Below are 17,937 nucleotides of genomic sequence, written 5' to 3'. Positions count from 1 at the left end.
CGGCCCCGGCGCACGGCACCCCGCCCGCGCCGGGGCCTTCGCGCGCCCCGGGGAAACCCCTTTCAGTGGCCGAGACCAATATTCATGGCGCGGCATGCGCCGAAGTGCTGGCAGGGGCATGCCGCCTGATCCATAGTTGGCGCACGACCGTGCACCGGACCAGCCCCGACTCGGACACCTGGGGGTATTCGCGCCCATGAGCAGAGCCGAACAGCCGTCCCGCAGAACCGTCCTGGCCGTCGCCGTCGCCGCGGCGGTGACCGGGGCGACGGCCCCCGCGGCCGTCGCCGCGCAAGGACCCGCCACCGACGCCGAGGCCCCGGGCCAGGCGCAGGCCCGCCCGATCGACTACCACGCCTGGACCACCCACCGCGAGTGGCGCTGCGGCACCGCCCAGGGCACCCGCGCCGTCTCCGGTCACCGCCCCGGCCTCGTGATCGGCGTCCCCGCGGGCCGTAGCGACTACACCGATCCGCACACCGGCGTCACCGCCCCCTGGGAGTACGCCACCTGGACCTCCCCGGAGCACCGGCTCGCCGTCCCCGCCACCGAGGTCATCGCCTCCTGGAGCGCGCACACCCCCGACGGCACCTGGCTCCAGGTCGAGCTGCGGGGCACGTACTCCGACGGCACCGGCACCCCCTGGTACGTGATGGGCCGCTGGGCGGCCGGCGACCAGGACATCAAGCGGACCTCGGTCGACGACCAGACCGACGGCAAGAGCACCATCTGGACCGACACCTTCTCCATCGACGACGCGAGCACCGGCCTGCGCCTGACGTCGTACCGGCTCCGCCTCACCCTCTACCGCAAGCCGGGCACGCGCCTGACCCCCACCGTCTGGCGGCTCGGCGCGATGGGCTCCGACATCCCCGACCGCTTCACCGTCCCGGCCTCCACGCCCGGTCTCGCCCTGGAACTGGCGGTCCCGCGGTACTCGCAGGAGATCCACAAGGGCCAGTACCCGCAGTACGACAACGGCGGCGAGGCCTGGTGCAGCCCGACCTCCTCGCAGATGATCATCGAGTACTGGGGCGGCCGGCTCACCGCCGGGCAGCTGTCCTGGGTGGACCCGTCCTACGCCGACCCGCAGGTCTGCCACGCCGCCCGCTTCACCTACGACCACCAGTACCAGGGCTGCGGCAACTGGCCCTTCAACGCCGCCTACGCGGGCACGTACGCGGGACTGCAGGGCGTGGTCACCCGGCTCGCCTCCCTCGCCGACCTGGAGACGCTGGTCGCGGCCGGCATCCCGGTCATAACGTCCCAGTCCTTCCTCAAGACCGAGCTGACCGGCGCGGGCTACGGCACCTCCGGCCACCTGATGACCGTGATCGGCTTCACGGCCGACGGCGATGTGATCGCCAACGACCCGGCCTCGCCGAGCGACGAGGCGGTACGGCGGGTCTATCTGCGCCGGGAGTTCGAGAACATCTGGCTGCGGACCAAGCGCTACAACGCCTCCGGCGGTGTGTCCTCGGGCACGGGAGGGGTCTGCTACCTCTACTTCCCGGCCCACCCGAGCCCGCGCCAGCGCAAGGCTCTCGCCGCGGTGGGTGTGCACTGACCCGGGCCGTGTGAGCAACGTCTCTGCCGCAAACGCCGTCGCGGGTGGCAAGGTGGACAAATGGGTGGGGGGATTCCACCACGTACGTCCGACCTCTGTGAGAAACGATGACCGCACACCCGGCCACCGCCACCCGCGTCCGCACCGGCGGCCCCCAGGAAGACGGGCCGAAGATCCTCGAGCACGTCATGGGCTGGGTGCTCGTCGTGGTGACCGCGATGCTCGTGACCCAGCTGGGTCTGCTCTGACCCGAGCCTCACCGGGCGGCATGTTCTGACATACTGCGGAGGTCCCACCGACCTCCCAGACCAGGGTCGAAATTGAATATGCCTCAGCAGCGTGCCGCCGCCCTTCCGCAGGCTCTCGACCCCGCTCGAGGCGGGGACGCCCCCGTCCGGGTGCGCGGCACCGAGCGCTCGGTGGCGCGTCGCGCCGAACTCATCGCCATCGGGCGGAAGCTGTTCGCCGACACGTCCTACGACGCGCTGTCCATGGACGACATCGCCCGCCAGGCGCATGTCGCCAAGGGGCTGATCTACTACTACTTCCGGTCCAAGCGCGGCTACTACCTGGCGATCATCCAGGACTCCGTCGCCGACCTGGTCTCCTCCGCCGCGAGCGGCCTCGAGCTGGCCGCCCGGGACCGCGTGCACCGCACCGTCGACGCCTATCTGCGCTACGCCGAGCACCACCAGGCCGCCTATCGCACGATCGTGAGCGGCGGAGTCGGCTTCGACACCGAGGTGCACGCCATCCGGGACGGTGTACGCGCGGCGATCGTCGCCACCATCGCCGAGGGGGCCTACGGCCGCGGCGACATCGCCCCGATCGCCCGTATGGGCCTGCTCTCCTGGGTGTGCAGCGTGGAGGGCGCCACCCTGGACTGGATAGCCCGCCCCGAGCTGTCCCGCGCCACCATGTGCGAGCTGCTGGTGAAGACGCTCGGCGGGGCCCTGCGCGCCGTCGAGGAGCTGGACCCGGCCTACCCGGCCCCGCCCCCGGCCCGCCGCGACGGCTGACACACGCGAGGGAGCGGAGGCTCGTGGTCCTCCGCTCCCCGGTCCTTCGGCGCTCAGGGTCAGTTGATGGCCTTGATCAGCTCACCGTTCGCGGTGTCGCCGCTCAGCTCCCAGAAGAAGGTGCCGCCGAGACCCTGCTGGTTCTTGTACGTCATCTTCGTGGCGATGGTCGCCGGAGTGTCGTAACTCCACCAGTTGTTCCCGCACTTGGCGTAGGCCGTGCCGCCGACCGTGCCGGTCGCCGGGCACTTGGTCTTGAGCACCTTGTAGTCGTCGATGCCCTGCTCGTAGGTGCCCGCCGCCGGTCCGGTCGCCGTGCCGCCCGGCGCCGCCTGGGTGACACCGGTCCAGCCGCGCCCGTAGAAGCCGATGCCCAGCAGCAGCTTGGAGGCGGGGATGCCGAGGCCCTTGAGCTTGGCGATCGTCGCCGAGCTGTGGAAGTCCGCCTTGGGGATGCCGGAGTACGAGTTGAGCGGGGAGTGCGGCGCGGTCGGGCCGGCGGCGTCCCAGGCACCGAAGTAGTCGTACGTCATCGGGTTGTACCAGTCGACGTACGGGGCGGCGCCCGCGTAGTTCGCCGCGTCGATCTTGCCGCCGCTGGTGGCGTCCGCGGTGATCGCGGCGGTGACCAGGCTGCCGGAGCCGAACTTCGCGCGCAGGGCTGCCATCAGGTTCTTGAAGGCCTCCCGCCCGCTGGTGTCGCAGGTGTTGCCGCAGGCGTTCGGGTACTCCCAGTCGATGTCGATGCCGTCGAAGACGCCCGCCCACTTGGAGTTCTTCACCAGGTCGTAGCAGGACTGGGCGAAGGCCGCCGGGTTCTTCGCGGCCTCCCCGAAGCCGCTGGACCAGGTCCAGCCGCCGAAGGACCACAGGACCTTCAGGCCCGGGTGCTTCTTCTTGAGCTTCAGCAGCTGGTTGAAGTTGCCGCGCAGCGGCTGGTCCCAGGTGTCGGCGACGCCGTCGACCGACTCGGCGGCCGTGTAGGCGCGGTCGGTGGCCGCGTAGGAGTCGCCCAGCGCGCACTTGCCGCCGGTGACATTGCCGAACGCGTAGTTGATGTGGGTCAGCTTGGCCGCGGAGCCCGAGGTCTCGATGTTCTTGACGTAGTACTTGCGGTCGTAGGTGCCCCATTCGGTGAAGTAGCCGACGACCTTCGAGCCGGCCTTGATCTGCTCGGCGGCGGGAGCGGTCGGAGCGGTCGCGGTCGCGGCCGCGGTGCCCGCGCCGGCCAGCAGCCCGGCGCCGAGGACGGCGGAACACGCGGCGGCGACGAGCGCCCGGAACCGGGCGCGGGGGCGGTGCGGAGAGTGCATCGGGGTGGCTCCTCGTGGGGGAGAGGGGAACGCGCGCCGATTGGCATGAACGCGGTAAAGCGTTGGTCATGCACAGTAGGAGGACTAGACCAGTAGGTCAATGGTTCGGACCAATTTCGACGCTGCGGGGCGGCGATGACCGGATTCCTGAAGTAAGCGGTCGTTAACTGGTGACGGAAGGCCGCTGATCGGGCATACTCACAGCGCACAGCCGCTGGTCAGCAGCTTCCGAGACCCGGGAGCGGGCGCCTGTGGCCGACCGGAACGATCAGGCGGAGCCGCCCTCACCCACGGGCCGGGCCGCCGGTGCCCGAACAGGGAGGAGAGCGACGCCATGTCCGACCGCGACCCGCAGCCGGTGGAGCGTCAACTGCCGACGGAAGAGGCGAGGGATCTGCTCGCGCTCGTCCGGGAGATCGCCCAGCGCGAGATCGCGCCGACGGCCGCCGAGGAGGAGGACGCGGGACGTTTCCCGCGCGAGGTCTTCACCCTGCTCTCCGAGTCCGGCCTGCTCGGCCTGCCGTACGACTCCGAGTACGGCGGCGGCGACCAGCCCTACGAGGTGTACCTCCAGGTGCTGGAGGAGCTGGCCGCGGCCCGGCTCACCGTGGGCCTCGGCGTCAGCGTGCACACGCTCGCCTCCTACGCGCTCGCCGCCTACGGCTCCAAGCAGCAGCAGGTCGAGCACCTGCCCGCGATGCTCGGCGGCGGCCTGCTCGGGGCGTACTGCCTCTCCGAACCGGCCTCCGGATCCGACGCCGCCTCCCTGCGCACCAAGGCCGTCCGGGACGGCGACGAGTGGGTGCTCACCGGTACGAAGGCCTGGATCACGCACGGCGGCATAGCCGACTTCTACACCGTGATGGCCCGCACCGGCGAGGACGGCCCGCGCGGGATCACCGCCTTCCTGGTGCCGGGTGACGCGCCGGGCCTCAGCGGTGCGGTGCCGGAGAAGAAGATGGGCATGAAGGGCTCACCCACCGCCCAGGTCCACCTCGACGGCGTCCGGGTCCCCGACGACCGGCGTCTCGGTGAGGAGGGCCAGGGCTTCTCCATCGCCCTGTCCGCCCTCGACTCGGGTCGGCTCGGCATCGCGGCCTGCGCCATCGGCCTCGCCCAGGCCGCGCTGGACGAGGCGGTCGCCTACGCCGGCGAGCGCCGGCAGTTCAGCCGGCCCATCGCGGACTTCCAGGGCCTGCGCTTCATGATCGCCGACATGGCGACCCAGATCGAGGCCGGCCGCGCGCTGTACCTCGCGGCCGCCCGGCTGCGCGACGCGGACAGGCCGTTCGCGAAGCAGGCGGCCATGGCCAAGCTGCACTGCACCGACACGGCCATGAAGGTCACCACGGACGCCGTGCAGATACTCGGCGGCTACGGCTACACCGCCGACTTCCCGGCCGAGCGCTACATGCGCGAGGCCAAGGTCCTGCAGATCGTCGAGGGCACCAACCAGATCCAGCGGATGGTCATCGCCCGTCACGTGGCGGGACCCGAGGGTCGCTGAACTGGCCCGCGAGGACCGTCGGGGCCGCCAGCCTGACCCACTCCGGGTCGTGGCGGCCCGGCAGCGTGCGGCCCCGGTCGGCCCAGACCCGCATCAGGTCGCGGTAGATGGGCGGATCCTGCGGCGCCGGGGGCGGCGGAACCGATTCTGCCGGGCGGGGGACGAAGATGCGGCGCTGACGCCCGGTGGCCGAGTACAAGGGGGTCATGCCGGGAGAACGCGGCGCGGGCCGGACAGGTTACCCCGCGGCCGAATCGCGCGTGAGTTCACGGACGCCGTCCGGTTCCCTCCCTGGCCTCCTCCGGCGATCTGACGTACCGTCAGCGCACCGTTCTCCAGGGGGTGTCCGTGGCCGACGACCGTCCCGTACCGCTCGACGAGTACCCGGTGCACCAGGTCCCGCTGTCCATGAAGCACGTGGCGACCGGCGACCGTAACGCCTACGACCGCTGCATCTTCCACGTCCTCGACCACACCGGCCGCGCCCTGCTCGTCCTCGGCCTCGGCGTCTACCCCAACCTCGGCGTGATCGACGCCTACGCCACGTGCCGCGTGGGGGACACCCTGCACGCCGTCCGTGCCTCGGACGCGCTCGGCGAGGACCGGATGCGGCTCGCCGTCGGCCCCCTGCGCATCGAGGTCCAGGAACCCTTGCGCCGGCTGCGCCTGCGCTGCGAGGACGAGCCGCTCGCGTACGACCTCACCTGGACGGCCGCCTTCCCGGCCCTGTGGGAGCCGCACCACCTCCAGCGCCGGGGCGACCGGCTCACCCTGGAGGGCCGCCGCTTCGTCCAGGCGGGGACCGTGCACGGTGCGATCCGGGCCGGCGGGGAGCGGTTCACCGTCTCCCCGCAGGGCTGGACCGGCACCCGGGACCGCAGCTGGGGCGTGCGGCCGGTGCCGGGGGAGGAGGGCGGACGGCTCGCCGAGGACCACCCGGCCGAGGGCTTCCACTGGATCTGGTGCCCGGTCGCCTTCGAGGACCGTTTCCTCATGGTCATCACACAGGAGGACGCCGACGGCCACCGCTCCCTCAACGACGCCACCGAGGTCCGCCCCGGCCACCGCGACCGTCAGCTGGGCTGGCCCCAGGCCGAGATCACCTACCGCTCGGGGACCCGCCACCCCGAACGGGCGGTCATCCACCTCGGCGATCCACGCAAGCCGCGGGAACTGGAGGTGGAGATCCTCGCCTCCTCCCCGCTGGCGGTCGGCGCGGGCTATCCGCCGGCCGACGACTGGCAGCACGGCACGTGGCAGGGGCGGGGCTGGGTGGACCGCCGCAGCTACGACATGACGGCGCCGCACCCCCTCGCCGCGTACGGCGTCACCGACCACTCCGCCCGCTTCCGGATGGACGGGCGGACGGGCCACGGGATCTTCGAGCACGGCACGTTCGGCCGGCACGATCCGAGCGGCTTCACCGGCTTCGGCTCGGTCGCGCCCTGAGGAACGCCTTCAGGCCCGGAGCACCCCCCGGACCGAGCCGCGCCCAGAAGGAGGACGAGATGGCCACGGCACCACGTCCCCGCACCACCACCCGCGACCCCGAGGAGCTGTCCCGGCGCCTCACCGCCTGGCTCGGCACCCGTCTGCCCGGCGCCAAGGCGACCGGCGTCACCGTCCCCTCCTCCAACGGCATGTCCAGCGAGACCCTGCTGTTCGACATCGAGCATCCCCGACCACCCGTCCGTGCCTGCGTGGTGCGCCTCGCGGCGGACCCGGCGGCCTACACCGTCTTCCCGGAGTACGACATGGTCCGCCAGTACCGCACCCTGCGGCTGGTGGCCGAGCGCACGGACGTGCCCGTACCCCGGGTGCTGTGGCTGGAGGAGGACCCGGGCCCGCTCGGGGCACCGTTCTTCGTCATGGAACGGATCGCCGGACGCGTGCCCCCCGACGTGCTGCCGTACACGTACGAGGGCAGTTGGCTGCACACGGCGAGCGACACCGAACGCGAGCACCTGGAGGCCGCGACCGTCGGGCTGCTGGCGCGTCTGCACGACCAAGTGCCCGCCGCCGAAGCCGGGTTCCTCGCCCTGCCCGGCGAGGGGGACGCCCTGCGCCGGCATGTGACGGCCCAACGGGCCTACTACGCCTGGGTGGTCGAGGGGCTGGCCCGCTCGCCCCTCATCGAGGCCGCGTTCGACCGGCTGGAACACCTGTGGCCCCGCGACCCGGGCGAGCCCGTCCTGAACTGGGGGGACGCGCGTCTCGGGAACGTCGTCTACGACGGCTTCGAGCCCGTCGCCGTCCTGGACTGGGAAATGGCGGCGCTCGCCCCGCGCGAGGTCGACCTCGGCTGGACGATCTATCTGCACCGTTTCTTCCACGACCTCACGGTCGGCTCGGGACAGCGGGGCCTGCCCGGCCTGCTGCGCCGCGACCGCGTCGAGGCCCGCTACGCCCGGCTGACCGGCCACACCCCACGGGACATGGACTTCCACACCCTCTACGCCGCGCTGCGGCACGCGATCGTCATGCTGCGCGTCGCCTACCGGCAGGTGCACTTCGGGGAGGTCGCCGTCCCGGCGGATCCGGACACCCTGATCCTGCACCACGGCAGCCTGCGCGCCATGGTGCAGGGCAGCTACTGGGAGTGAGCCGGGCCTGCCGCGGGAAGGCTCAGGCGGCCTGGCCGCGCATCTCCGGTACGCGCATCGGGCGCGAGCCCGGGCCACCGACGTGCGAGAAGGGCTGCGTCCGCCAGTCCAGGCCCTGGGGGAGCGTGAGCAGCAGGGCGGTGTCCTGCTCCTGCGGCGTGACGGACTCGTCGGCGGGACGGGCGTCGGCCGCCGCACGGCCCGTGCCCGCACAGACCGTCAGCCCGAACGGGTTCCACGGCGAGGCGCACAGCGCGTGCTCCGGCAGGACCTCCTCGTCCGCCAGCAGCGCGATCGGCTGCGCGCAGTCCGGGCAGATCACCCGGTACATCTCGAAGGTGTCGTAGGCGTCCAGTTCGTCGTCGAAGGCGTCGGGTTCGACGCCCTCCGGCTCGGGCTCGACGACCGGCTGCTGCCGCTTGGACGCGGATCGACCAGGGCGCTTAACACTCTGCATGGGATTCTCCCCCTAAGGCTGGGCCGTGAAGGCACTGCGGCCTCGACCACAGCAAGCACTTCCCGTCCGGTCTCGGCGGTAATCACGAGAACATCACGGAGCCTGTTCGAGATGTGTGGTCTTCGTCACATGCCGTGCGCAGGTGCCCAGAGGGAGACCGCTTCGGTGCTTTTTGTATCGAACCGGCTATGACCTGCGCTCTCGGCTATCCGAGGAGATCAAGCGCCCTGTAGGTTTTGGCGCCATGGAGGAGCTGGACCGTCAGATCGTGCAGCTGCTCGTCAAGGACGGGCGGATGAGCTACACAGACCTGGGCAAGGCCACGGGCCTGTCCACGTCGGCCGTGCACCAGCGGGTGCGCCGGCTCGAACAGCGGGGTGTCATCCGCGGCTACGCCGCGGTGGTCGACTCCGAGGCCGTGGGCCTGCCGCTCACCGCGTTCATCTCGGTGAAACCGTTCGACCCGAGCGCACCCGACGACATCGCGGACCGGCTCGCCGGCGTCCCCGAGATCGAGGCCTGCCACAGCGTCGCGGGCGACGAGAACTACATCCTCAAGGTGCGCGTGGCCACCCCGCACGAGCTGGAGGAGCTGCTGGCCCGCCTGCGCTCCCTGGCCGGGGTCTCCACGCGGACGACGGTGGTCCTCTCGACGCCGTACGAGGCACGTCCGCCGAAGATCTGAGCCCGGCCGTCCCACGGCGAGGCACGCGCCGCCCCGGTGCCCGGCGGATCCCGCGCACGCGAGAGACTGTCCGTCATGAGTGAGCAGTCCGCCGAGCCCAAGACCGTCCTCCTGCGCCGCGGGGAGGTGCACAGCCCCGCCGATCCCTTCGCCACCGCGATGGTGGTGGAGCGCGGTCAGGTCGCCTGGGTGGGTTCCGAGGGTGCCGCCGACGCCTTCGCCGACGGCGTGGACGAGGTGGTCGACCTCGACGGCGCCCTGGTCACGCCGGCCTTCACCGACGCCCATGTGCACACCACCGCCACGGGCCTCGCCCTGACCGGCCTCGACCTGTCCGGCGCCCCCTCCCTGGAGGCGGCCCTCGCCCTGGTCCGCGCGTTCGCCGCCGCCCGGCCCGACGACCGGGTCCTGCTGGGCCACGGCTGGGACGCCGCCCGCTGGCCCGGCGGCCGTCCGCCCATGCGGGCCGAACTGGACGAGGCCACCGGCGGCCGTCCGCTGTACCTCTCCCGGATCGACGTGCACTCGGCCGTGGTCACCACCGCCCTGCTGGACCTGATCCCCGGGGACGTGCCGCGCGAGGACGCCCCGCTCACCCGGGACGCCCACCACACCGTGCGCGAGGCCGCCCTCGCCGCCGTCACCCCCGCCCAGCGCGCCGAGGCCCAGCGCGCCGCCCTCGCGCACGCGGCCTCGCTCGGCATCGGCTCGGTGCACGAGTGCGGCGGCCCGCAGATCTCCTCCGAGGCCGACTTCACCGGCCTGCTGAAGCTCGCCGCCCAGGCCCCCGGTCCCCGCGTGGTCGGCTACTGGGCCGAACAGGGCGACGAAGGCGTGGCCAAGGCGCGCGAACTCGGTGCCGTGGGCGCCGCGGGCGACCTCTTCGCCGACGGCGCCCTCGGCTCGCACACCGCCTGCCTGCACGAGCCGTACGCCGACGCGGGCCACACCGGCACCGCCTACCTGGACGCCGCGGCCGTCGCCGCCCATGTCGTCGCCTGCACCGAGGCGGGCCTGCAGGCCGGTTTCCACGCCATCGGCGACGCCGCCGTGACCGCCGTCGTCGAAGGGGTGCGCGCCGCCGCCGAGAAGGTCGGCCTCGCCCGGGTCCGGGCCGCCCGGCACCGCGTCGAGCACGCCGAGATGCTCACCCCGAAGACCGTCGCCGGCTTCGCCGAGCTGGGTCTGATCGCCTCCGTGCAGCCCGCCTTCGACGCGCTGTGGGGCGGCGCGGACGGCATGTACGCCCAGCGCCTGGGTGCCGAGCGGGCGCGCACTCTCAACCCGTTCGCGGCTCTGCTGCGGGCCGGTGTGGCCCTCGCCTTCGGCTCCGACAGCCCGGTCACCCCGCTCGATCCCTGGGGCACGGTCCGGGCCGCCGCCTTTCATCACACGCCCGAGCACCGGATCTCCGTACGCGCCGCGTTCACCGCGCACACGCGGGGCGGCTGGCGGGCCGTCGGGCGGGACGACGCGGGCGTCCTCGTCCCCGGCGCCCCCGCCGACTACGCGGTCTGGCGCACCGACGAGCTGATCGTCCAGGCCCCCGACGACCGGGTGGCGCGCTGGTCGACCGACCCGCGCTCCGGCACCCCCGGCCTGCCCGATCTCACCCCGGGCCGGGACCTGCCGGTCTGCCTGCGCACCGTCGTGGGCGGACGGACGGTGTTCGTACGGCCGGGCGAGTGATCTCCCGGGGTGGCGTGGCGGTGATCATCCGCGGCCGCTCCGTCGCCCCACCTGCGCATCCTCTCGGGGCGCCGCCGGGGAGGCCGTGTCCATGCAGGTCAGGAGACTGTTGACAGTCGGCGGCCGGGGGCCGGTAGGTTCGGCCGAGTCCACCACCGGACGCCCGACCGGGGAGGGTTCGCGCAACTCGTCGCAGCGCCGCTGGGTCAGGGACGGTGTGCCGCACCGGAGCACCGTCGCTGGGAGCCAGGCTCAGCGCCCGCGCCGACGAGGGATCGTTCCGGCCGGTCGGCAAGGTGTGACCCGGGTGGGGCCCGGGTGCTCAGTAGACAACGGCTTTCGGTCGATCCGCAGCCAGCGGGTCCCAGGTCGGCCCGAAGGGCGCCGGGGCCCCCATCCGTCGCGGAACACAGGTGCCGAAACCGGTGTTCTTACCCCGTTCCCGGGGAATCGACACCACCTTACGAAGGAGTCGGCACGTCATCCCAGGCCGCGGCCACTATGGTGGATCCCTGCGTACAACATGAAGGGGCAGCAGTGAACGACGGCGACGGGACCCTCGCGGCCAAGGCCCAGGGGAGGCAGTTCGGTCCGCTCGGCACGGCCTTGGTGATCATCCCGACCTACAACGAGGCCGAGAACATCAAGATCATCGTCGGCCGGGTGCGCGAGGCCGTCCCGGAGGTGCACGTCCTCATCGCGGACGACAACAGCCCGGACGGCACCGGCAAGCTCGCCGACGAACTGGCCGCCGACGACGAGCACGTCCAGGTGCTGCACCGCAAGGGCAAGGAAGGCCTCGGCGCCGCCTACCTCGCGGGCTTCCGCTGGGGCATGGAGCACGGCTACGGCGTGCTGATCGAGATGGACGCCGACGGCTCCCACCAGCCCGAGGAACTGCCGCGTCTGCTCACCGCCCTCAAGGGCGCCGACCTGGTGCTCGGCTCCCGCTGGGTGCCCGGCGGCCGGGTGGTGAACTGGCCCAAGTCCCGCGAGTTCATCTCCCGCGGCGGCAGCCTCTACTCCCGCCTCGCCCTGGACCTGCCGCTGCGTGACATCACCGGCGGCTACCGCGCCTTCCGCCGCGAGACCCTGGAGGGGCTGGGGCTGGACGAGGTCGCCTCGCAGGGCTACTGCTTCCAGGTCGACCTGGCCCGCCGCGCGGTCAAGGCCGGCTATCACGTGGTCGAGGTGCCCATCACCTTCGTCGAGCGCGAACACGGCGACTCCAAGATGAGCAAGGACATCCTCGTCGAGGCGCTGTGGCGGGTCACCTCCTGGGGCGTGGGCGACCGCGTGGGCAAGATCACCGGCAAGGGGCAGCAGGCAGGGCGGCAGGGCCGGCGCGCGCCGCACAGCTCGGGCTGATCGACCCCTTATCCCGCGCTGAGCCGCTCCCAGGCACACTGGGGTCATGACGACTGGCGCTCCGACCTCTCCGTACACCGCCCGGCCCCGGCGCTCCCGGCTGCGCAGGTATCTGCCCCTGGGCTTCGCCGCGTGGCTGGTGCTGGAGATCTGGCTGCTGACCCTGGTCGCGGGCGCGGCGGGCGGCCTCACCGTGTTCCTGCTCCTCGTCGCCGGCCTGGTGGCCGGCTCGGTGGTCATCAAGCGGGCGGGCCGCCGCGCCTTCCAGAGTCTCAACGAGGCGCTGCAGCGGGGCGGTTCGCCCGAGCGCGGAGGCGGCAACGGCCTGATGATGCTCGGCGGCCTGCTGCTGATGATCCCCGGCCTGGTCTCCGACGCGGCCGGCCTGCTCCTGCTGCTTCCGCCGGTCCAGAAGGCCGTGAGCCGGTACACCGAGAACGCCCTGGACAAGAGGCTCCGCACCGCCGCCCCGGGCAGCCTGGGCGACGCCTTCCAGCAGGCCCGCATCCACCGCCCCGACGGCAAGGTGGTGCAGGGGCAGGTCGTCATCCGGGAGGAGCGCCCCGAGGCGGGGGAGCAGCGGCCGCCGCTGACGCGCTGACCGCGTCCGGTCCCCATACGAAGACCGCGGGCGCCGTACGTGCATCACGTACGGCGCCCGCGGTCTACTCGTATGCGGAGTTATGCGGACTTACGGCTGTCCCGAGGGTGAACCGCGATGTTCATCGCCCCCGAGCGCAGAACCGCCAGGCGCTCCTCGAGGACCTCTTCGAGTTCCTCACGGGTGCGCCGCTCCATCAGCATGTCCCAATGGGTACGCGCGGGCTTGGCCTTCTTCTCTTCAGGGCCGTCGCCGTCAACCAGGAGTGCCTGGGCCCCGCAGACCTTGCACTCCCACTCCGGCGGGATCTCCGCCTCGACCGAGAAGGGCATCTCGAACCGGTGCCCCTTCTCGCATGCGTACTCCACGGCCTGGCGCGGGGCCAGGTCGATACCGCGGTCCGTCTCGTAGCTGGTCACCACGAGGCGTGTACCGCGAAGAGCTCGCTCACTCATGAATCGTGCCTCCCGGGCTTGTCGCCCACAGGACAGGTGTCGCTGTCGTCGTCATCCGGTCAACGTCCGGTCGGCGGTAAAGATTCCCGTTCCGGGTCATGCGTCGCCGTCGTAGCCGCCCCTTGTTCTACCCACAGGCGCCCGGTTTGTCACATCTGCTAGCAGATGTCACCCAGCGTTTCGGCATCTTTGACGCGCAGTAACGGTACGCCTGGCAGGCCAAACGCGTACACTACCGCCCTTTCGTGTTGAACGCTAAATCGGTGCTAGATCTTTTCCGGAACCGGGTTGCCCGCCGCGCCGATCGCACGCCGCACCGGGACCCGGGCGAGCAGCGCGAAGCCGATGACGAAGAAGGCCACCAGCGAGATGATCGCGGCGCGATAGCTCCCGGTCAGCTGGTAGGTCACGCCGAACAGCAGCGGGCCGAGCCAGCTCATCCCGCGATCGCTCATCTCGTAGGCCGAGAAGTACTCGGCCTCCTTGCCCGGCGGCACCAGGTGGGAGTACAGCGACCTGGACAGCGCCTGGCTGCCGCCGAGGACCAGCCCGATCCCGCAGGCCAGCAGGAAGAACCACACCGGGGCCCGCGCGGGCAGGAAGTACCCGGCCGCCAGAGTCACCGTCCAGGCCACCAGGGAGCCCAGGATCGTCCGCTGCGCCCCGTACGTCCGGGCCAGCCGCCCCATCGCCAGCGCCCCGGCCACGGCGAGCACCTGCACCAGCAGCACGGCACCGATGAGCGTCGACTGCCCGAGCCCCAGCTCCTCGGAGCCGTAGACCGAGGCCTGCGAGATCACCGTCTGGATGCCGTCGTTGTAGACGAGGTACGCCAGCAGGAACGCCAGCGTCAGGGGATGCCGGCGCATGTCCCGGACCGTCGCGGCGAGCTGCCGCAGACCGGGCGCGGTCGCGCGCTCCACGCGCGCGTGCCGGTCGCGGAGCCTGCGCAGCGGTACGAGGGTGAAGGCGCCCCACCACAGACCCGCCGAGGCCAGGCAGACGCGGACCGCGGCCGTCTCGGACAGGCCGAAGGAGCCGTGCGCCGAGTACAGGACCAGATCGGCCACGAGAACCAGAGCCCCCGCCGCGTAGCCGAACGCCCAGCCCCGGGAGGAGACCGCGTCGCGCTGCTCGGGCGGGGCGATCTGCGGCAGGTAGGAGTTGTAGAGCATCATCGCGACGGACTGCGCCGCGTTCGCCACGACGAGCAGCGCCCCACCGAGCAGATACCGGTCGCCGTCGAGGAAGAACATGCCGGTGGTCGCGGCCGCCCCGGTGTACGCCGCCGCCGCGAGCAGCGGCTTCCTGCGGCCCGTACGGTCCGCCGCGCCGCCCACGAGGGGCATCACGACGACGGCGAGGATCACCGACAGGGACACCGAGTAGGCGAAGAGGGAGCCCGCCCGGACCGGGACGCCCAGCGGATGCACATAGCCGTCGGCGTCCGCGGCGTTCTCCGCGACCGAGGCCGGCGCTCTCGTCCGCCGCCCGTGTGCGCACGGTGTCGGTGCCCACCCGTGCCCTCGCTTCCCCGCCGAAGTGCCGTGCGAAGGCGCGGTCCCGGGGCCCGGGCGGTCAGACCCAGACGCCGCGGTCCTCCATGACCTTGCGCAACGTGTCGATGTGATCGGTCATGATGCCATCGACTCCCAGGTCGAGGAGCCGGTGCATCCGCTCCGGCTCGTTGATCGTCCACACGTGCACCTGCAGCCCGCGCGCGTGGGCGGCGCGGACGAAGCGGTGGTCGACCACCGGGACGCCCGACTGGGCCTCGGGCACCTGCGCCGCGACGGCCGACCGGCGCACCGCGGCCGGCAGCCCCCAGGAGCGCAGCCGCAGGCCGAGCACCCCGCGGGTGCCGAAGGAGGTGGCCAGTCGAGGCCCCGCCAGGCGCTGGGCCCGCAGGACGCGTGCCTCGGAGAAGGAGCCCACGCAGACCCGGTCCCAGGCGTTCGTGCGCTCGATCAGCTCGAGCAGGGGGCGCAGGGCGGGCTCCGCCTTGACGTCGACGTTCCAGCGGACGTCGGGGAAGGTCTCCAGCAACTCCTCGAACAGCGGCACCGGTTCGCGGCCGCCCACGCGCGCGTGCCGTACGTCCTCCCACGGCAGGTCGGCGATCCGGCCCGCGCCGTCGGTCACCCGGTCCAGGGTCGCGTCGTGGAAGGCGACGAGCCTGCCGTCCGCCGTCGCGTGCACATCGGTCTCGATGTACCGGTAGCCCAGCCCGACCGCGCGCCGGAACTGCGCCACGGTGTTCTCCAGCCCCTCGGCGGCCCCGCCCCGGTGAGCGAAGGCGAGGGGGCCCGGGTGGTCGAGGTACGGGTGGCGCGTGGACGGCGTCATGAGGGTCACGAACGCAGTATCGCTCGCTCCGGTGTCGCGGCGGCAACGACCGTGCCGCCACCCGATGCCGCGGGGACGGCGAACATCCGCAGGAACAGCTGGGCCAGCGGACCGATGGACACGGCGTACAGCACGGTGCCCACCCCGATGGTGCCGCCGAGCACGAACCCGGTGACCACCACCGCCACCTCGACCACCGTCCGCATCAGCCGGATCGAGCGGCCGGTGCGCCGGTGCAGGCCCGTCATCAGCCCGTCGCGCGGGCCCGGCCCGAAGCGCGCGGCGATGTACAGGCCGGTCGCCACGCCGTTCAGCACGATCCCGGCGAGCAGGAGCGGGATCCGTACGGCGAAGGAGTGGGCCTCCGGCACGAGCGCGAGCGTGCCGTCCATGGCGAGGCCGACGACGAAGACGTTGGAGACCGTCCCGAGCCCGGGGCGCTGGCGCAGCGGGATCCACAGGAGCAGCACCGCCGCGCCCACGACGATCGACACCGTGCCGATGGTCAGCCCGGTGAGTTCCGCGAGCCCCTGGTGCAGCACGTTCCACGGCTCGAGGCCGAGGCCCGCCTCCACGAGCAGCGCGGAACTCGCGCCGTACAGCGCGAGTCCGGCGTACAGCTGGATCAACCGTCGTCCGAGACGGTCCCGAGTGGACACGACATTCCCCCCTGGGTGGTGGCACTGGCCTGACGCATGACACTCTGTGGCTTGGGATGAATCGGCTTCCATGGCCAATTCGGGGAAGGTGGACTGATCGTCATGGCGCAGTGGACCTCGGCGGTGGGAGCCGCGCAGCTCGCCCGGCTCCTCACCTCCCAGCAGGAGCGGCCCGCCGGCCCCGGTACCCGCCGCCCGCCCGCCTACCGCGCGCTCGCCGACGGCATCCGGCTGCTGGTGCTGGAGGGCCGCGTCCCGGTGGCCGCCCGTCTGCCCGCCGAGCGGGAACTCGCCCTGGCCCTCTCCGTGAGCCGCACCACGGTCGCGGCCGCCTACGAGGCCCTGCGCAGCGAGGGCTTCCTGGAGTCCCGGCGCGGAGCGGGCAGCTGGACCGCCGTACCGGCGGGCAACCCGATCCCGGCCCGTGGCCTGGAACCCCTGCCCCCGGAGGCCCTGGGCTCGGTGATCGACCTGGGCTGCGCCTCGCTCCCGGCGCCCGAGCCGTGGCTCACCCGCGCCGTACAGGGCGCCCTGGAGGAGCTGCCTCCGTACGCCCACACGCACGGCGACTATCCGGCCGGGCTGCCCGCCCTGCGCTCGATGATCGCCGAGCGCTACACGGCCCGCGGGATCCCCACCATGCCGGAGCAGATCATGGTGACGACCGGCGCCATGGGCGCCATAGACGCGATCTGTCATCTCTTCGCGGGCCGCGGCGAGCGCATCGCCGTGGAGTCGCCGTCCTACGCCAACATCCTCCAGCTGATGCGGGAGGCCGGTGCGCGACTCGTGCCCGTCGCGATGGCCGAGGGCCTGTCCGGCTGGGACATGGACCGCTGGCGCCAGGTCCTGCGCGAGGCCGCGCCCCGCATCGCCTATGTCGTCGCCGACTTCCACAACCCCACCGGCGCCCTCGCCGACGAGGACCAGCGGCGCCGGCTGGTGGACGCGGCCCGCTCGGCGGGCACGGTCCTCGTCGCCGACGAGACGATGACCGAACTGTGGCTCGACGAGGACGTCAGCGAAGGCGGCATGCCCCGCCCGGTGTGCGGCTTCGATCCGGCCGGCTCCACGGTGATCACGGTCGGCTCGGCCAGCAAGGCGTTCTGGGCGGGCATGCGGATCGGCTGGGTGCGTGCGGCGCCGGACGTCATCCGCAGTCTGGTCGCCGCGCGCGCGTACGCCGACCTGGGCACGCCGGTGCTGGAACAGCTGGCCGTGAACTGGCTCTTCAGTACCGGGGGCTGGGAGCAGGCGGTCGAGCTGCGCCGCGCCCAGGCCCGGGAGAACCGTGACGCCCTCGTGGCCGCGATCCACCGCGAACTGCCCGACTGGGAGTTCGAGATCCCGCAGGGCGGCCTGACCCTCTGGGTCCGCGCCGGCGGCCTCTCCGGCTCCCGCCTCGCGGAAGCGGGCGAGCGGGTCGGTGTCCGCGTCCCCTCCGGCCCCCGCTTCGGCGTCGACGGCGCCTTCGAGGGCTACGTCCGGCTTCCGTTCACCGTCGGGGGAGCGGTGGCGGAGGAGGCGGCGGTACGGCTCGCCGCCGCGGCTCGCCTGGTGGAGACGGGGATGACGGGCGGCACGGAGCCTCCGCGCACGTTCGTGGCGTAGCCGGCCGCGTCTTCGGCCGCGGGCCGGTGGGGGCTGGCCGCGCAGTCCCCGCGCCCC

At 72.4% G+C, this 17,937-nt stretch carries 17 protein-coding genes; 11 read left to right on the top strand and 6 right to left on the bottom strand.

Annotation, left to right across the window (positions count from 1 at the left end):
* Window positions 1-196 precede the first annotated feature (196 nt).
* The 3 genes from ACZ5CW_RS30710 to ACZ5CW_RS30700 all read left to right on the top strand — a co-directional run bounded on the left by ACZ5CW_RS30710 (window position 197) and on the right by ACZ5CW_RS30700 (window position 2,586).
* Window positions 197-1,567: a peptidase C39 family protein gene (locus tag ACZ5CW_RS30710; protein WP_468607077.1), complete on the top strand. Its 1,371-nt coding sequence runs from the start codon at window positions 197-199 to the stop codon at window positions 1,565-1,567.
* A gap of 107 nt (window positions 1,568-1,674) precedes the next feature.
* Window positions 1,675-1,815 (top strand): SCO1431 family membrane protein, encoded by a 141-nt coding sequence (locus ACZ5CW_RS30705; RefSeq protein ID WP_362161557.1) that lies wholly within the window; start codon window positions 1,675-1,677, stop codon window positions 1,813-1,815.
* Window positions 1,816-1,893: 78 nt separating this feature from the next.
* Window positions 1,894-2,586 (top strand): TetR/AcrR family transcriptional regulator, encoded by a 693-nt coding sequence (locus tag ACZ5CW_RS30700; RefSeq protein WP_468607075.1) that lies wholly within the window; start codon window positions 1,894-1,896, stop codon window positions 2,584-2,586.
* 59 nt (window positions 2,587-2,645) lie between these two features.
* Here the strand turns inward: ACZ5CW_RS30700 and ACZ5CW_RS30695 are convergent, their stop codons facing one another.
* Window positions 2,646-3,899, bottom strand: a complete 1,254-nt coding sequence (locus tag ACZ5CW_RS30695; RefSeq protein ID WP_468607073.1) for a glycoside hydrolase family 18 protein — start codon at window positions 3,897-3,899, stop codon at window positions 2,646-2,648.
* A 334-nt stretch (window positions 3,900-4,233) separates the two neighbouring features.
* Here ACZ5CW_RS30695 and ACZ5CW_RS30690 point away from each other — a divergent pair, with 334 nt between their 5' ends.
* The 3 genes from ACZ5CW_RS30690 (at window position 4,234) to ACZ5CW_RS30680 (ending at window position 8,009) form a co-directional block, all read left to right on the top strand.
* Window positions 4,234-5,406: an acyl-CoA dehydrogenase family protein gene (locus ACZ5CW_RS30690; RefSeq protein WP_468607071.1), complete on the top strand. Its 1,173-nt coding sequence runs from the start codon at window positions 4,234-4,236 to the stop codon at window positions 5,404-5,406.
* 348 nt (window positions 5,407-5,754) lie between these two features.
* Window positions 5,755-6,855, top strand: a complete 1,101-nt coding sequence (locus ACZ5CW_RS30685; protein WP_468607069.1) for an Rv3169 family protein — start codon at window positions 5,755-5,757, stop codon at window positions 6,853-6,855.
* Window positions 6,856-6,914: 59 nt separating this feature from the next.
* Entirely contained in the window at window positions 6,915-8,009 is a 1,095-nt protein-coding gene (locus ACZ5CW_RS30680; protein WP_468607067.1) for a phosphotransferase family protein, read from the top strand.
* Window positions 8,010-8,031: 22 nt separating this feature from the next.
* Here the strand turns inward: ACZ5CW_RS30680 and ACZ5CW_RS30675 are convergent, their stop codons facing one another.
* Window positions 8,032-8,466: a hypothetical protein gene (locus ACZ5CW_RS30675; RefSeq protein WP_468607065.1), complete on the bottom strand. Its 435-nt coding sequence runs from the start codon at window positions 8,464-8,466 to the stop codon at window positions 8,032-8,034.
* A gap of 244 nt (window positions 8,467-8,710) precedes the next feature.
* Between ACZ5CW_RS30675 and ACZ5CW_RS30670 the strand changes: the two genes are divergently transcribed.
* The 4 genes from ACZ5CW_RS30670 (at window position 8,711) to fxsA (ending at window position 12,809) form a co-directional block, all read left to right on the top strand.
* Window positions 8,711-9,151, top strand: coding sequence for an Lrp/AsnC family transcriptional regulator (locus tag ACZ5CW_RS30670; protein ID WP_100825104.1), 441 nt, complete (start codon window positions 8,711-8,713; stop codon window positions 9,149-9,151).
* A 75-nt stretch (window positions 9,152-9,226) separates the two neighbouring features.
* Window positions 9,227-10,840, top strand: a complete 1,614-nt coding sequence (locus tag ACZ5CW_RS30665; RefSeq protein ID WP_468607063.1) for an amidohydrolase — start codon at window positions 9,227-9,229, stop codon at window positions 10,838-10,840.
* 537 nt (window positions 10,841-11,377) lie between these two features.
* On the top strand, window positions 11,378-12,208 hold the full coding sequence (locus ACZ5CW_RS30660) for a polyprenol monophosphomannose synthase (RefSeq protein WP_468607061.1): 831 nt from the start codon (window positions 11,378-11,380) through the stop codon (window positions 12,206-12,208).
* Between the two features lie 46 nt (window positions 12,209-12,254).
* Complete coding sequence (fxsA, locus tag ACZ5CW_RS30655; protein WP_468607059.1) at window positions 12,255-12,809, top strand: FxsA family membrane protein; 555 nt, start codon at window positions 12,255-12,257, stop codon at window positions 12,807-12,809.
* Between the two features lie 80 nt (window positions 12,810-12,889).
* Here fxsA and ACZ5CW_RS30650 read toward each other — a convergent pair whose 3' ends face one another.
* The 4 genes from ACZ5CW_RS30650 to yczE form a co-directional block, all read right to left on the bottom strand.
* Complete coding sequence (locus ACZ5CW_RS30650; RefSeq protein ID WP_003977404.1) at window positions 12,890-13,264, bottom strand: RNA polymerase-binding protein RbpA; 375 nt, start codon at window positions 13,262-13,264, stop codon at window positions 12,890-12,892.
* A 266-nt stretch (window positions 13,265-13,530) separates the two neighbouring features.
* On the bottom strand, window positions 13,531-14,895 hold the full coding sequence (locus ACZ5CW_RS30645; RefSeq protein WP_468607247.1) for an MFS transporter: 1,365 nt from the start codon (window positions 14,893-14,895) through the stop codon (window positions 13,531-13,533).
* Window positions 14,843-15,610 carry a glycerophosphodiester phosphodiesterase gene (locus ACZ5CW_RS30640; protein ID WP_468607245.1) on the bottom strand — a complete coding sequence of 256 codons (768 nt, stop codon included), beginning with the start codon at window positions 15,608-15,610 and terminating at the stop codon, window positions 14,843-14,845. Before ACZ5CW_RS30640 ends, ACZ5CW_RS30645 begins: the two co-directional genes overlap by 53 nt.
* A gap of 5 nt (window positions 15,611-15,615) precedes the next feature.
* A complete protein-coding gene (gene yczE, locus ACZ5CW_RS30635; RefSeq protein WP_468607057.1) occupies window positions 15,616-16,269 on the bottom strand; it encodes a membrane protein YczE in 654 nt (217 codons plus the stop codon).
* A 102-nt stretch (window positions 16,270-16,371) separates the two neighbouring features.
* Between yczE and ACZ5CW_RS30630 the strand changes: the two genes are divergently transcribed.
* Window positions 16,372-17,880, top strand: a complete 1,509-nt coding sequence (locus tag ACZ5CW_RS30630; protein WP_468607055.1) for an SCO1417 family PLP biosynthesis transcription factor — start codon at window positions 16,372-16,374, stop codon at window positions 17,878-17,880.
* Window positions 17,881-17,937 lie beyond the last annotated feature (57 nt).

The sequence above is a fragment of the Streptomyces sp. NPDC031379 genome (assembly GCF_055569615.1).
This window is presented reverse-complemented; position numbering and strand designations above follow the sequence as displayed.

Coding starts and splice junctions, on each gene's coding strand:
- ACZ5CW_RS30675 (WP_468607065.1), bottom strand. CDS start 8,466: ATGCAGAGTGTTAAGCGCCCTGGTCGATCCGCGTCCAAGCGGCAGCAG.
- ACZ5CW_RS30690 (WP_468607071.1), top strand. CDS start 4,234: ATGTCCGACCGCGACCCGCAGCCGGTGGAGCGTCAACTGCCGACGGAA.
- ACZ5CW_RS30710 (WP_468607077.1), top strand. CDS start 197: ATGAGCAGAGCCGAACAGCCGTCCCGCAGAACCGTCCTGGCCGTCGCC.
- ACZ5CW_RS30640 (WP_468607245.1), bottom strand. CDS start 15,610: ATGACGCCGTCCACGCGCCACCCGTACCTCGACCACCCGGGCCCCCTC.
- ACZ5CW_RS30705 (WP_362161557.1), top strand. CDS start 1,675: ATGACCGCACACCCGGCCACCGCCACCCGCGTCCGCACCGGCGGCCCC.
- ACZ5CW_RS30680 (WP_468607067.1), top strand. CDS start 6,915: ATGGCCACGGCACCACGTCCCCGCACCACCACCCGCGACCCCGAGGAG.
- ACZ5CW_RS30670 (WP_100825104.1), top strand. CDS start 8,711: ATGGAGGAGCTGGACCGTCAGATCGTGCAGCTGCTCGTCAAGGACGGG.
- ACZ5CW_RS30630 (WP_468607055.1), top strand. CDS start 16,372: ATGGCGCAGTGGACCTCGGCGGTGGGAGCCGCGCAGCTCGCCCGGCTC.
- ACZ5CW_RS30665 (WP_468607063.1), top strand. CDS start 9,227: ATGAGTGAGCAGTCCGCCGAGCCCAAGACCGTCCTCCTGCGCCGCGGG.
- ACZ5CW_RS30700 (WP_468607075.1), top strand. CDS start 1,894: ATGCCTCAGCAGCGTGCCGCCGCCCTTCCGCAGGCTCTCGACCCCGCT.
- ACZ5CW_RS30695 (WP_468607073.1), bottom strand. CDS start 3,899: ATGCACTCTCCGCACCGCCCCCGCGCCCGGTTCCGGGCGCTCGTCGCC.
- fxsA (WP_468607059.1), top strand. CDS start 12,255: ATGACGACTGGCGCTCCGACCTCTCCGTACACCGCCCGGCCCCGGCGC.
- ACZ5CW_RS30650 (WP_003977404.1), bottom strand. CDS start 13,264: ATGAGTGAGCGAGCTCTTCGCGGTACACGCCTCGTGGTGACCAGCTAC.